The sequence below is a fragment of the Spirosoma sp. KCTC 42546 genome, assembly GCF_006965485.1.
GTDB lineage: Bacteria > Bacteroidota > Bacteroidia > Cytophagales > Spirosomataceae > Spirosoma.
Map to the genome: position 1 here is coordinate 6,715,812 of NZ_CP041360.1, position 15,257 is coordinate 6,731,068.

General features: G+C 52.7%; 7 protein-coding genes. 5 read left to right on the forward strand and 2 right to left on the reverse strand.

The window, feature by feature from the left end:
- Positions 1-185 precede the first annotated feature (185 nt).
- Positions 186-569, reverse strand: coding sequence for an endonuclease domain-containing protein (locus tag EXU85_RS27470; RefSeq protein WP_142775153.1), 384 nt, complete (start codon positions 567-569; stop codon positions 186-188).
- A 37-nt stretch (positions 570-606) separates the two neighbouring features.
- Here EXU85_RS27470 and EXU85_RS35515 point away from each other — a divergent pair, with 37 nt between their 5' ends.
- The 5 genes from EXU85_RS35515 to EXU85_RS27490 all read left to right on the forward strand — a co-directional run bounded on the left by EXU85_RS35515 (position 607) and on the right by EXU85_RS27490 (position 12,886).
- A complete protein-coding gene (locus EXU85_RS35515) occupies positions 607-777 on the forward strand; it encodes a hypothetical protein (RefSeq protein ID WP_168207875.1) in 171 nt (56 codons plus the stop codon).
- 484 nt (positions 778-1,261) lie between these two features.
- Positions 1,262-2,872, forward strand: coding sequence for a lipopolysaccharide assembly protein LapB (locus EXU85_RS27475; protein WP_142775154.1), 1,611 nt, complete (start codon positions 1,262-1,264; stop codon positions 2,870-2,872).
- Positions 2,873-2,908: 36 nt separating this feature from the next.
- Positions 2,909-3,463: a DUF11 domain-containing protein gene (locus tag EXU85_RS27480; protein WP_142775155.1), complete on the forward strand. Its 555-nt coding sequence runs from the start codon at positions 2,909-2,911 to the stop codon at positions 3,461-3,463.
- Between the two features lie 47 nt (positions 3,464-3,510).
- Complete coding sequence (locus EXU85_RS27485) at positions 3,511-4,662, forward strand: DUF11 domain-containing protein (RefSeq protein ID WP_142775156.1); 1,152 nt, start codon at positions 3,511-3,513, stop codon at positions 4,660-4,662.
- A gap of 22 nt (positions 4,663-4,684) precedes the next feature.
- Positions 4,685-12,886 (forward strand): putative Ig domain-containing protein, encoded by an 8,202-nt coding sequence (locus tag EXU85_RS27490; RefSeq protein WP_142775157.1) that lies wholly within the window; start codon positions 4,685-4,687, stop codon positions 12,884-12,886.
- Positions 12,887-13,797: 911 nt separating this feature from the next.
- Here the strand turns inward: EXU85_RS27490 and EXU85_RS27495 are convergent.
- Entirely contained in the window at positions 13,798-15,255 is a 1,458-nt protein-coding gene (locus tag EXU85_RS27495) for a tetratricopeptide repeat protein (protein WP_142775158.1), read from the reverse strand.
- Positions 15,256-15,257: the final 2 nt, after the last annotated feature.

Below are 15,257 nucleotides of genomic sequence, written 5' to 3' on the forward strand. Positions count from 1 at the left end.
GCTAGAACTAAACAGCCCTGCCCTAAAGGGGGCTTTGTCCGCGCCCGATAAAGCCCCCTTTAGGGGATTTATCGGGCGGGCGGTGCCGGGCAAAAGCTCGCTAAAACGCAAGTTTAATCAGTTGATCAAATCCCCTACAAGGTTGACCCTTCAGGGGGACAGGGAGTATTGGTGGTTCCGGCACATTATGGGCTTTCCTGTAAAGTGGTCAGTGTCTCCATAATTTCGAGTAAGACAGCATCTATATCCCTAAAAACGGCTTCATTCCTGAACCGGATAACGGTTATCCCAAACTCTTCAAGCAAATAGGTTCGGTTCGTATCGTATTCCTGTTGCTCCATCGAATCATGAGCGCCACCATCAAGCTCAATGACTAACCGGTTGGTATGGTTATAAAAGTCAGCGATAAAAAAGGCTATTGGATGTTGGGCTTTAAATCGATACCCACCCAGCCGATTAGCACGTAACCTATCCCACAGTGCAATTTCGGCTAGTGTCATCGACTGCCGAAGGTGCTTCGCCTGCTCAAATATCTGCGCCGACGCCCCATAAAACATATCACTCGCCATTCGTTTTCGTATCTACTTTTTTACATCAAATTTCATTATGGAACAAACTCCCCCCCTTCAGGGGGTGGGGGGTAAAGCAACCTCAACCACCCCCAAACCCCTAAAGGGGGCTCTGGCCGCACATGAGCAATGCCCCCTTCAGGGGGTGGGGGGTAAAGCAACCCCAACTACCCCCCACCCCCCTAAAGGGGGCTCTGGCCGCACATGAGCAAAGCCCCCTTCAGGGGGTGGGGGGTAAAGCAACCTCAACCACCCCCCACCCCCTAAAGGGGGCTCTGGCCGCGCATGAGCAAAGCCCCCTTTAGGGGGTGGGGGGTAAAAACACTAGAACCACCCCCACAAGATTAGTCCAAAGCACCCCACACCAACCCCCTAAAATCCCGATAATGTTGTTTAGGACTCTATTTTGCTGTTTAGGATATATCCTTTCGCGCGATTATTGATAAGCCCGAAAACCCTTCGTCTGACGCCAATCAGCGCAAACCTGCCAACATCCTTCGGGCACGGGTCAATTCGAAATGGATGGGCAGCCGGTTCTGCTCCCGGAGCCAGTTCTGGCCCAATCGCTTCTTTTTGTCACCCATATAGGGACATTGGTATTGATTTGACTGTTTAGGATACATTTTGGTTGTTTAGGACCCTTCTTGTCGCATTGTTCTTGTTTGCTTATGATCAACAAGCCACAAGACCCTATGCACTGGATTTTATATATACCGCTCCTCCTTGGACTCTCGCTGGGTTGCCGATCCAAATCGGAGACGCACCCAACGGTAGGCACCACTACGCCGGAAACCCCCAGGGTAACCCTATGCACGGGCATGGCCTCAACACTACCCCTCGGTAATTGGCCTCCTCCCGCCGTCAGGACAGGGATTGGCACCAGTCATCTGACCCTAACGACCCGAAATCCTCAGGCCCAACGCTGGTTCGATCAGGGACTTAATCTGCTCCACGATTTCTGGCATATCGAAGCCTACCGGGCTTTTCAGCAGGTGATCAAGGCCGACAGCAGCTGCCCAATGGGCTACTGGGGACTGGCCATGTGCCAGCCAGGGTTTGGCGGAACCGATTCGCGTGTATGGGTGCAGGCCATCGATAAGGCGAACGCCCTGAAAGCCAACAGCCCACCGTTCCACAAAGCCCTGATCGAAGCCAGCAGCATATTGGTCAAACAGGGTATTGCCCAAGCTGTATTTCCGTTCCGTAACTTGTATAAAACCTATTCCAGCGAACCCGAAGCGCTGGCTTTTGCGGCTATAGTGCTGCGGCAGCAGCCCGATGAGGCCCTCCAGCAGGAAGCTAAAACCCTGCTGGAAACGGCCCTTGGCCAATTCCCGACCCATATCGGGCTGCTCCATTATTATGTGCATGTGATGGAAACACGGCCCGAGTTCAGCCAGGCCACAGAGGCCGCCCGTCGTATCGTATCGCTGGCGCCTAATGCCCCCCACCTGACGCATATGCCGGGGCATCTGTATTTCCGGGCGGGCCAGTATCAGAAAGCTGCGGATGTATTTAGGCGAGCGCGCCAGCAGGAAATGGCCTATCACCGAACCCAGCAGCTACCCCTGGTAGCCGATCAGAACTACCTGCATAACCTGCATTATCTGGCCGTATCGCTGGCCGAACTGGGACAAAAAGACAACGCCCTCGAAGCGGCCAATGCCTATGCTACCATCAGCCTGGGGCAAACGCCCCCCACCACTGGGGCGGCCCTGATGCTGCTTTACGAAGGCCGAATTTTACCGACGTTTATACATATCCGTTATCGAGAATTTACCAAAGCGAATGCAACGTTAAATGGCTGGCTCAACAGCCTCGATATGCCCCTGACCAACCCCCTGGTACGAACCTACCTGCAGGCCATGCAGGCGTATTGCCGGGGAATGGCGGCTATCGACACCGGCAATGGGCAGGCGGCTAACCAGCAGGGGATGCAACTGACCCAACTCCTGAAAAGCTTTGAACAACAGGGTATCCAGCAACAGGGCCGTGCCGAGTTTAAAGCCATCAACGAAACCTTCGATATCCTGAGTATGGCGCGCTATGAACTGGCAGGCTGGATTGATAACCTGGATGCGACCAGGCCCTTCAACAACTCGGCCTGGAACGAAGCTCTGGAGCTGGAAAAGGCGATCCACTACGACGAACCGCCACGCCTGATGTACCCCATTGGGGAGAGTTTGGGGCGGCTGCATCTGTACCGCCATGATACACAGAATGCCAGTCTGGCGTTGGCTCAGGCGCTCCAGAAACGCCCTAAAAGCCCTTTTATACGGCAACTGCTAGCGAAAAGCGGATAAACAAAAACGCCTGAATTACTTTTTTCCACGTGGTCTATGTGCAAAGAACCACGGTCTGATAAAACCAAAATAAAAGCCTGTCTCAAACCGATTTTCAACAAAAACGATCCATCCAATAACACAATGAAACCATTTTCGACTTTCAAAAACACCCTAAAAGGCAACCTGCCGATACTCTGCCTTGCTCTTATGCTCTTTGTTTTGAAAAGCAAAGAGCATGTGTTTGCTGGTAGAACAACCCTTATTAACCACTCGGTTGTGGCAAGCGAGATACCTTATGCTCCTGTTACCGATACCGACTGTGTTACGGCAAGAGCACTGCCAATAGGGATGGGGCCCGGTGCCAGACCGTTGATAACAGTAGAAGTAACGCCCGATACACAGGGACAAAAATGCCTCGTTACCGCCACCAATAAGGGAGAGAATGCCGTGGCCGAAGTAAGGATTCGCCTACAGATACCCTCCGGCAAAACACTGGTAACTACACAGGCCGACCAAGGAAGTTATGACAAAAACACCGGCATTTGGATCGTAGGGACGCTGGAAAAAGGAGCAAACAGCACCATGACCATCACCCTAAAAGCAGAGTAAAACAACCTACTAATGCATTGTTTTTCAAAACCATCTACAATACGACAATGAAACAATTTTCCACCCTTCAACATGCTCTAAAGGGCAGTATTGCTGCTCTCTGCTTTGGACTTTTGCTTTTTGCTTTTCAGGCCAAAGGGCAGGTTTATTCAGTTAACAGCGATAGAACTATACTCTATACCAATATAACAACGGGATCCACTCAAGAATCTTCCCCATCTCCTAATGAGATTGTGGCAGGAACAGTATCGTTGGGAAGCGATGGGAAGTATCTTTATGCCTTAACTTCCTATAATGGGAGGAGTTTTCAGCGGTGGGATCGTGTAACTAATACCTGGACTATCCTAGCTGACTCCCCCGTTGATGGTATCACCGAAAGTGCATGGTTTCCTACCTTTGATGGAGATCATACCCTCTATACTATCAATGCGAGTTATGGGGGTACCAATTATAAGTATGATATACCTACTAATACATGGACAACATATGCAGCTCTACCAACGCTATCGATTACCGACTTTAGTGGTATATATGCAGCAATCTCATATCAAGCAAGTTCATCCTCATTATTTGTGATACAGGTCAATGGACATATCTATAAATACAGTATTCCCACCAATACATGGACATTGGAATCCTCTACTTATGGGGCGTTTACGTATTCTCCAGGTCTTGCGGTGGTTGGCTCAGATCGGTATGTGCTTGGAAGGGAGACGGCTTCAGGTACAATAAAGTTTTTCAAAAATACGACGCCCTTGCCTCCCCCCACAGTATCTGTAAACAACTCGTATCCGTATGAAATGCATGCGTATCAGGGAAAACTTTATTCCATTATAGTAAGGGATCTATATGAATATAATCCAATGTCCAATACGTGGACACAAAAAAACAATTTACCCAGTTATAATTATGGTCAGTGTACAGAGTATAAACTGCCACTTCCTACTGTAAATTTAAGCCTGTCAGTACTACCCACTACGCAAACGGCTAACAAAGGCGAGACCATCAGTTATACCTACACCCTGACATCGGCCGGTAATGCCGACGACGTAATTGTAAAAGTACGCCCGCCCCAAGGTCTGACCCTTCTCAGCAACACCCCCCAACAAGGCAGCTATAACCCCACTACGAAACTCTGGAACGTAGGTTCTGTAACCGCAGGCAACCGAACCCTGGTACTAACCCTGAAAGTAGATTAAGAACTTCAACAAAACAGGCATCATGATATACCTATACAAAAATTCGGGCAAGGCTGCATGGGCAGCCTGTCTGACGGTTATACTCCTGCTCTTGTGTAGCGGGTTATATGCCCAACAAATGGCAACCTGCAGTACACCGGGAATTATTGCCAAATGGAATTTCGACAGCAACACGGCCCAATGCAATGGCGGTCGAGACAACCCTGAGCCTACTGGGGGCTATGTCAACCCTACCCTGAGCAACGGGGCGACCACTTACTGCCCGCAACTCAACGTTGGCTGCGGCACGGGGTTATTAGGCAGCCGTGGGCACCAAAATACACCCCAATACAAATATGCCATTTGTTTGTTTAATTTTTATGATTCCCATAATCCTTTATTGGCAAACTTCAAGGCAGCTCCTTTTGATCCTGCCTCCACCGTCTGGGATCCATTGGCTCTCGTCAATGTATATGCTGAATACACCTTTCCGGTAGGCAATGTGGGTTGTCTCTCTAACTTTTCGCTCAATATATTACAGAAACAGTTTAGCGGTACGCAGGCCGGGGTCAATTTCGAGACCCAGGGCGTAGCCGTTTTTCGGAATGGGGTGCAGATTTACAGCAGCACCCAACCTATTTTGGCGGCAAACATCAATGGCACTCCCATGACTTTTAACTTTACGGGAGCCGATTTTTGTACCGATGGCAGCAAGGCTGTTACTTACCGGGTGTATTTTGGTCTGGTGCATCAGCTCAATGCACCGGGCGTACCGGGTACCCCTGCTCAAACAGGCTATGACAATATCTGTTTAAACGGTATTTGCGGGAGTGTAAAGGGCAAGGCTGTGGCTACTTCGGCTACTTGTCAAACGGGTACTCCTCTGAGTAACGGTACCATTACTTTATCAGACTATGACTCCGGTACTAAATTTGACTTTAGCGTTGGCAGTACTTATACGGGTGGCAAAACGTATGCCACGGCAAGCAGTATACCGGCAGGGGGTGTTATTGCCAACAACCTACCTAACCCTTCCGGGCCATTGCAAGAATATACCATACGCGTCTTTAATGCAACCGGTTGTGCTTATGATATTAATGTAACGCTTTATAATACCACCTGCCCCTCCTTTTGCAATCAGCCTTCAGGTGCGGTCGTTACGCTTAACCCGCCTACCTGTAGCGGTACCACTCCCGCCAACAACGGACAAATAGCGGTAACAGGCGTAACGGGTGGCGACAAAATAGGTATTTCAGTAGGCGGAGTGTACACAGGCCCTGCTTATGCCGCTGCCAATGCACTCAACGGCGGAGCCTATACATTTACGGGGCTATCGAACCCCGCAGGAGGCAGTCAGCTCTACACGATTCGTATTTTTAATGCCACCGATGGCTGTTATGTAGATCGGGTGGTTGAACTGGAGGGCGACGATTGTGCCGCCTGTAAAAAAGGCAAATCAGAAATATGGAACTCATCTTTAGGTGACCCCAATTCAACCCCCGCTAACGATGTGGCGGGCGAAGATGACCTGGCCATTGCTGAGTTTTGTTTGAGCAGCAAAAAAATAAACCTGTCGCTAACCAAAAGCGTCAATCCCAACACCGGTACCACCTGTACGGGAACTACATTTACGTGGACGCTTACGCTCACCAACTCAGGCGATATGGACGCCACGGATATTCAGGTAGCCGACCTGATACCCGATGGCCTGGAATTTATAGGAGCAACGCCCTCAAGCGGTGTGTATTATAAAACTACGGGTTGGATATTATCCAGCCTCGGAGCCGGCCAAAGTGCTACCGTGAGCATCACTACCTTTGCGCAAAAGGCTGGCACCTTCATAAACTGCGCGGAGGTGGTATCAGCCTTGCCGTTAAATGACCCCAACAGCACACCCGGGAATCAGGTAACCACCGAAGACGATTATGCCTGTGCCACCATCACGGTAACGGGGGCTAGTCCTCCCATCATTGAAAAGGAGTTTAGCTCCATGCTCACCAAACCCGGTACACCCACCAGGCTCACGCTCAAAATCAGGAATAACGAAAGCACGCCCGTTACCCTCACCAGCGACTTCGTGGATACCTTTCCCACTAGCCCAGGGGCCATGGTAGTGGCCAGCACCCCCAAGATAGCAACATCCGGTCTGGTCATTCCTGCATCAGCCGTAGTAGCAACCGCCGGAGGCAATACCCTGACCCTTCCCAAAGGAACCGTACTGGCTCCGGGACTGAATCTGATCAGCCTGGAGGTGACCGTACCCAGCGAGGGTAGTTATTGTAATACCATTGCGGCCGGGAGTTTAAAAACGACAGTGGGCGAAAACTGTTTGGCAGCAACCGGGTGCCTGTTAGCCAGCAATACCTTTAACCTGGCTCCCCGGGTCAAGAAAACCATGACCCCGGCTACGATCCAAACGGGCCAGAACGCCACGCTCACCATTACCATTGAGAATTTGAATGGTTCTGCTATGACGCTCAATCAGGATTTTGTCGATTATTTGCCGACAAACCTGGTGGCTACCGGTACACCCACCAGTACATGTGGGGGCGTAAGTTTACAAAACACCAATAAAGAACTCAAACTAGCGGGCGGGACAAGCATTGCGGCCAACAGCATTTGTACCATCACCGTACCGGTGACCTCCAATGTGGCCGGCACCTATTGTAACGTTCTCCCGATGAATGGTGTACTGACCACTGTAGGCACCAACAACAATCTAGGCAACGAAGACATTGCCGAAGCCTGTGTAACCGTTACCAACACGCCATGTACTGCGGTAGGAACCGTAAGTGTAACTCAGAACCCAGCCACTACGATTGTACCGGGTAGTGATGTTAGCTTAACGGCGGTTGCTACTGGTTTTGGGGCTAACAGTATCGTGCAATGGTCGAGTGTGAATGGCAGTTTTAGTAACGTCGGGATTAATCCTACGGTGTGGACGGCGCCGGCTACGGAGGGAACCTACACCATTAAAACAGTCATCAATAATGCTGCAACCGGTTATGGTACCTGTAAAGATTCAACCACGACTACGATTACAGTAGCCTTTCCCTGTACAGCGCCCACGCCTACGGGGGTCCCAGCCGCCCGCTGCGGTGCGGGTACCGTAACGCTAAGCGCCAGTGGGTGCGATGCGACCCACCCCGCCGTCTGGTTCAGTGATGCGGCCCTGACCACCCAGGTGGGCACCGGCGATAGCTTCACTACGCCTGGCTTAACCACCACCACCACCTATTACGTGGCCTGTGTGAAAGATGCTACCTGTAAAAGTGCGGGCGTGGCCGTAGAGGCTACCATCAATGCCCTGCCCACCGTGACCAGTGCCGTGGCGACCCCGGCTACCTGTACCATAGATGGTACCGCGGCCAACAGCGATGCGCAACTGAGCCTGTCCGGCTTTGATCCCGCCGATCAGTACGATTATAACGAGGGCACTACCTACACCGGTTCGGCCACCTATGCCACCGCCACGGCTATCCCAGCGGATGGCGTGCTGGTAAGCAACCTGGCTAACCCAGCCGCGGCTACTACCTATACCATCCGGGTGTTCAACGCAGCAGGTTGTTTTATCGATGTGCAAGCCACTCTGCAACCAACCACCTGTACGCCTACCTGCACCCCACCCACCCCTACGGGCGCTCCAGCTGCTAGCTGCGGTACAGGCACCGTTACGCTAAGTGCCAGTGGGTGCGATGCGACTTATCCCACCGTCTGGTACAGCGATGCGGCCCTGACCACCCAGGTGGGCACCGGCGATAGCTTCACTACGCCTGGCTTAACCACTACCACCACCTATTACGTGGCCTGTGTGAAAGATGCCACCTGCCAAAGTGCAGGGGTGGCTGTGGAGGCCACCATCAATGCCCTACCCACCGTGGCCAGTGCCGTGGCGACTCCAGCTACCTGTAATGCCGCTGGTACTGCCGCCAATAACGATGCGCAACTGAGCCTGTCCGGCTTTGATCCCGCCGATCAGTACGATTATAACGAGGGCGCTACCTACACCGGTTCGGCCACCTACGCTACCGCCACGGCCATCCCCGTCAGTGGAATACTGGTGAGCAACCTGGCTAATCCGGCAGCGGCCACCACCTATACCATCCGGGTGTTCAACGCAGCGGGTTGCTTTGTGGATCTACAGGCAGTGCTTCAACCCACCACCTGTACGCCTAACTGCACCCCACCCACCCCAATCGGTGTAGCCGCTGCCCGTTGCGGAACGGGTACGGTGACCCTGACGGCCACGGGCTGCGATGCGACCTACCCCGCCGTCTGGTTCAGCGATGCGGCTCTGGCCACCCAGGTTGGCACCGGCGACAGTTTCACTACGCCTGGCTTAACCACTACCACCACCTATTACGTGGCCTGTGTGAAAGATGCTACCTGCCAAAGTGCCGGTGTCAGCGTGGTTGCCACGGTTAACGCCCTACCCACCGTGGCCAGTGCCGTGGCGACGGCGGCTACCTGTAATGCAGCGGGCACAGCCGCCAACGCCGATGGGGGATTGACCCTGGCTGGTTTTGGAGCCACCGACAAATATGACTACAACCTCGGCGCTACCTACACCGGTTCGGCTACCTACGCTACCGCCACGGCTATCCCAGCGGGTGGCGTGCTGGTGAGCAACCTGGCTAATCCGGCCGCGGCTACTACCTATACCATCCGGGTGTTCAACGCAGCGGGTTGCTTTGTGGATCTACAGGCAGTGCTTCAACCCACCACCTGTACGCCTAACTGCACCCCACCCACCCCAATCGGTGTAGCCGCTGCCCGTTGCGGAACGGGCACGGTGACCCTGACGGCCACGGGCTGCGATGCGACTTATCCCGCCGTCTGGTTCAGCGATGCGGCTCTGGCTACCCAGGTGGGCACCGGTAATAGCTTCACCACCCCAGCCATCACCGCCACCACCACCTATTATGTGGCCTGTGTGAAAGATGCTACCTGTAAAAGTGCCGGTGTCAGTGTGGTTGCCACGGTTAACGCCCTGCCCATTCTGAGCCTGTCGGCCAGTTCGACCTCGGTAACGGTGGGCACCCCCGTGAGTCTGTCCGCCATCGGCTGCACCGGCTCGGTGGTCTGGAGTACGGGCGAAACAGGTGCCAGCATCAGTGTGACCCCCACCAACGCCACCACTGTCTACTCGGCCACCTGCACCACAGGACCCGGCTGTACGGCCACCGCTTCGATCACCCTCAACACAACAGCGGCCTGCTCAGTGAGCCTGACCACCAACAGCTTGCCTGTCGGCACTGTCGGACAAGCTTACAGCGCGAACCTGACGGTTTCGGGTGGGACGGCTCCCTACAGCTTCTTGCTGGCCGGGGGAACGCTGCCTACGGGTCTGACACTCAGTAGCACGGGCCTCATCAGCGGTATACCCACGGCCACGGGCACTTTCTCAACCACTATCCGCATCAGCGATAGTCAGAGCTGCTCGGTGACTGTACCCCTGGCGGTGCTCAATATTGAGTTAGCGCCAACCTGCTCCTTAACGATTTCGGCAACGCCGGGCTCGTGCCAATCTGCCACCAACACTTACAGTGTCAGTGGTACGCTGAGTTTGACCAACAACACCAACGGGGGCACAATTCAACTGAGTGATGGGACTCAACTCATCTCCCTGAGTGTAGCCAGTGGCGTAAGCTCAGTGCCTTATTCGCTAACCGGGTTGGTTTCGGATGGGTTGGTTCACACCCTGACGGCCACCCTGAGTGGGTGTGGTACAGCCAGTGTAAGTTACACCGCTCCGCAAAGCTGCATGGCGGCCAGTCTAGTGGTCGTTTCGGCTACGGTCTGCTACGGCAGTTCGGCCACCTTGGTGGCTAGCGGATGCACCGGCTCGGTGAGCTGGAACACGGGCGCCACGGGCACTACCCTGGTGACCCCGGCCCTGACCGCTTCGACCAGCTACACCGCTACCTGTACCACCGGCACGGGATCAACCACCACCGCCGTGGGCACAGTAACGGTAATGCCTCAGGCCATTCTGAGCCTGTCGGCCAGTTCGACCTCCGTAACGGTGGGTACCCCCGTGAGTCTGTCTGCCATCGGCTGCACTGGCTCGGTGGTCTGGAGTACGGGCGAAACAGGTGCCAGCATCAGTGTGATCCCGACTAATGCCACCACTGTCTACTCGGCCACCTGCACCACAGGACCCGGCTGTACGGCCACCGCTTCGATCACCCTCAACACAGCCCCTGCGGCCAGTTTAGTGGTCGTTTCGGCCACCGTCTGCTACGGCAGTTCGGCTACCCTGGTGGCTAGCGGATGCACCGGCTCGGTGAGCTGGAACACGGGCGCCACGGGCACTACCCTAGTGACCCCAGTCCTGACCGCTTCGACCAGCTACACCGCTACCTGTACCACCGGCACGGGATCAACCACCACCGCCGTGGGCACAGTAACGGTAATGCCTCAGGCCATTCTGAGCCTGTCGGCCAGTTCGACCTCCGTAACGGTGGGTACCCCCGTGAGTCTGTCTGCCATCGGCTGCACTGGCTCGGTGGTCTGGAGTACGGGCGAAACAGGTGCCAGCATCAGTGTGATCCCGACTAATGCCACCACTGTCTACTCGGCCACCTGCACCACAGGACCCGGCTGTACAGCCACCGCTTCGATCACCCTCAACACAGCCCCTGCGGCCAGTCTAGTGGTCGTTTCGGCTACGGTCTGCTACGGCAGTTCGGCTACCCTGGTGGCTAGCGGATGCACCGGCTCGGTGAGCTGGAACACGGGCGCCACGGGCACTACCCTAGTGACCCCAGTCCTGACCGCTTCGACCAGCTACACCGCTACCTGTACCACCGGCACGGGATCAACCACCACCGCCGTGGGCACAGTAACGGTAATGCCTCAGGCCATTCTGAGCCTGTCGGCCAGTTCGACCTCCGTAACGGTGGGCACCCCCGTGAGCTTGTCCGCCATCGGCTGCACCGGCTCGGTGGTCTGGAGTACGGGGGCTACCACCAGCGTCATCAGTGTGATCCCGACTAATGCCACCACTGTCTACTCGGCCACCTGCACCACAGGACCCGGCTGTACGGCCACCGCTTCGATCACGGTCAATACAACAGCGGCCTGTTCAGTGAGCCTGACCACTAACAGCTTGCCTGTCGGCACTGTCGGACAAGCTTACAGCGCGAACCTGACGGTTTCGGGTGGGACGGCTCCCTACAGCTTCTTGCTGGCCGGGGGAACGCTGCCTACGGGTCTGACACTCAGTAGCACGGGCCTCATCAGTGGCATCCCCACGGCCACGGGCACTTTCTCAACCACTATCCGCATCAGCGATAGTCAGAGCTGCTCGGTGACCGTACCCCTGGCGGTGCTCAATATTGAGTTAGCGCCGGTCTGCTCCTTAACGATTTCGGCAACGCCGGGCTCGTGCCAGTCTGCCAGCAACACTTACAGTGTCAGTGGCACGCTGAGTTTGACCAACAACACCAACGGGGGCACAATTCAACTGAGTGATGGGACTCAACTCATCTCCCTGAGCGTAGCCAGTGGCGTAAGCTCAGTGCCTTATTCGTTAACCGGGTTGATTTCGGATGGGTTGGTTCACACCCTGACGGCCACCCTGAGTGGGTGTGGTACAGCCAGTGTAAGTTACACCGCTCCGCAAAGCTGCACGGCTGCTTGTCCGCCACCGGTTCATGCGTGCAAGGGCACTAACTATGCGTTTGTTCTGACTACAACGCCGGGTATGGGAACTTACCAGTGGTATCGGAATGGCAGCGCCATTTCAGGTGCAACCGGTAGCTCCTTCACCGCAACCCAGGCCGGTAGCTACTCGGTAGTCGTCAATGGCAACGTGGTGGGTCAGTGCCCCGATGGCTCCTGCTGCCCAGTCGTGATTGTGGAGGATGAGGTACCCCTTTATCAGGCCAACGTCCAAACGCCAACCTGTAGTGGCAACACTCCCAATGCGGATGGGCGGATTCTGGTCAGTGGCTGGAAGCTGAGCAACAACGATGCGACGACCTATACCTACTCGATCTCCTTGGGCAGCAGTTTCAATGCCAGCCAAATCGTAGCGGGTGGTGCCAATCAGGTGGTGCCTGCCAGCGGAGTGCTGGTAACTACCCTGCCTAACCCCAGCACATCGGCGGGTCAGTCCTACACGATCCGGATTCAGACGGGGGAAGGTTGTTATCGGGATGTGGTAGTGAATTTGCCACAGACCCAGTGTGCCTGCCCACCCGCCAAGTGTGTGCCGTTCGTGATAAAGCGGGTTAAGTAATGGTCAATTAACGATCAATCGATAAGTCAATTAATGGTCAATTTTGATCTACCATTTTTCCGGTAGAATCGAAATTGACCATTTTGACTTCCTCACATCTATCAGAAATGAGAAAATTGTCTCTTCTTGAAGGCTATTCTTGTAGGGTTTCATGTGGGTGATATAAAGTCTTTATTTGAGTGCTTTTCTACCCGGCACTGGCCGCCCGGCTAAATCCCCTGAAGGGCAGGCCCGTTAAGTTCTAGCGTTTTCACCCCCCAACCCCCTGAAGGGCAGGGCCGTTAAGTTCTATCGTCTTTACCCCCAACCCCCTGAAGGGGGCGTACTCCGAAGTGGATTTTCTCCCCCTTTAGGGGGTTGGGGGGTAAAATAAGCCAATAAAAGAGGCTGATTAAGTAAAGAAAATTCAGAACTTAATGGCCCAACCCCCTGAAGGGGGCGTACTCCGAAGTGGATTTTCTCCCCCTTCAGGGGGTTGGGGGGTGAAAATAAGCCAACAAAAGAGGCTGGTTAAGTAGAAGGAAATTCAGAGCTTAACAGATCTGTCCTTCAGGGGACTTTATCCGCCAATGAGCAAAGGCCCCTGAAGAGGATTTAGCCGGGCGGCCAGTGCCGGGTAAAAAATCCCAAGTTTAGAACAGTAAAAGTGCGTTTTTCACCTCTCCTACAGGCTAATCTTGTAGGGGGCGTTTAATAGTAAGATACAGGGCTTTCCTAGAAAAACTTCCTACCCTGAAAAGCAGGGCGGCCGGTGCCGTGTCCTTTTTATAGGAAAGTTAACCTTCTTTTATAATCATTTCATGCCTTCAGCATTTTTATAAGAAATCCCTGTAGTAAGATAAGCCTACCTAAAGGCCGACTGATCAAGTAACGTTATTTATTGGCCGATACATCAGGGCGAAATGAGTAGGTTAAAAACTCTGTAAAAACGAAACAAGACTTTCTTCTTTAGTTAACTGAAGTTTTTTCTTAATTCGAAAACGCGCCACATTTACACTGTCTGCATTGATATTGATCAGTGTGGCCACCTGTTTTTGAGTTAGGTTCATTTTAGCATAGGCACACTGTTTTAGTTCAAGTGCCGATAAGTCAGGAGCGAGTGTTTGTAGTTTAGTAAAGAAAAGTGGGTGTACAGCCTCAAAATGAGTCATAAAATTTTCCCAGCTTTCATCGTTACTCAGATTTTGATCAATGTGTCGAATCATCTTTTTTAATTCATGTTTGACCGTTTCCTCCTCTGTTAATCGTTGGGTTTCGAGCAATCGATTTTTAATATCATATAGAATCTGGCTCTTTTGCTCTACAAGCATGGTATTTGTAACTAATTCACGCGCCTTGCTTTCTGTATCCGCTTCCGCTAGTCGGCGTGTTTCGATCTCTAACAGGTTTTGTTGTTTTAGTAATTGATTTTGAAGGTTTCGGGTTTTGGCGCGTTGCCAAAATATGCCCCCTCCTACTCCTATAAGGCTAAACAGGGTGACAATCAGTAACCGCTGGTTCTTTTTTTCTGTTTCGAGCGCGTGTATAGCTTGTTCTTTCTTTTCGGTTTCATATTTAGTGCTGAGTTTAGTTAACTCCTTCAGGTTAGTCTCGCTAAATAGGCTATCTCGGAGCTGGACATTTTTTTCATAATAGGCCAGGGCTTTAGGGTAGTTGCCTTGTTTCTTATAAAGTTTGTAAAGGGTGTGTGTAATCTCCTGTTGATACTGGGCATTTTTGGCAGTTTCTGAACGCTGATAGGCTGATTCAAGTAGCTTCTGGGCCTCTGCCAATTTCCCTTTCTTCATATAAATAGACCCCAGTAAGAGTGGTATACTAATGAAGTGATCAGGGTAGCTATATTTTTCGATTAAAGGCTGTGCTTTCAAGAGCAGAGTTTCGGCTTTATTGTACTGCTGGGCCTTATAGAACAACTCCGCTTTCATATAAAGTAATCGAGCATATACATCATCGACCATGTGCATGTTTGGGTATCGCTCAAACCCAACATTGACCCAATAGATTGCACGATCTACTACTGAATAATAATAGGCCGTTTCGGATAGGGTTAGATACCCTCTAAGCTCCCCTTGATCAAATTGATTCTGTTTTGCGAGTTCAATGGCTTCGAGAGTATACTGTTTAACCTTATTGGAATCCGTTCGCACAAAATACCCGGCCATATCCAACAGTTGCCTGACACGGGCAGTATCAGATTTTGCCGGGCTCTCTCGCAATAAGCTATCGCCTTTTTTTTGTTGCCCAAAGAGGTTAATTAGCCCACTTATAAGGATTGAAATTACAAATAAGTATACTTTTTTCATGTTACGGTAGTTTTGTAATGCATTTGTAATGAGCATTACTGACCAAGCCAGGCTTGGTAATCCCATTT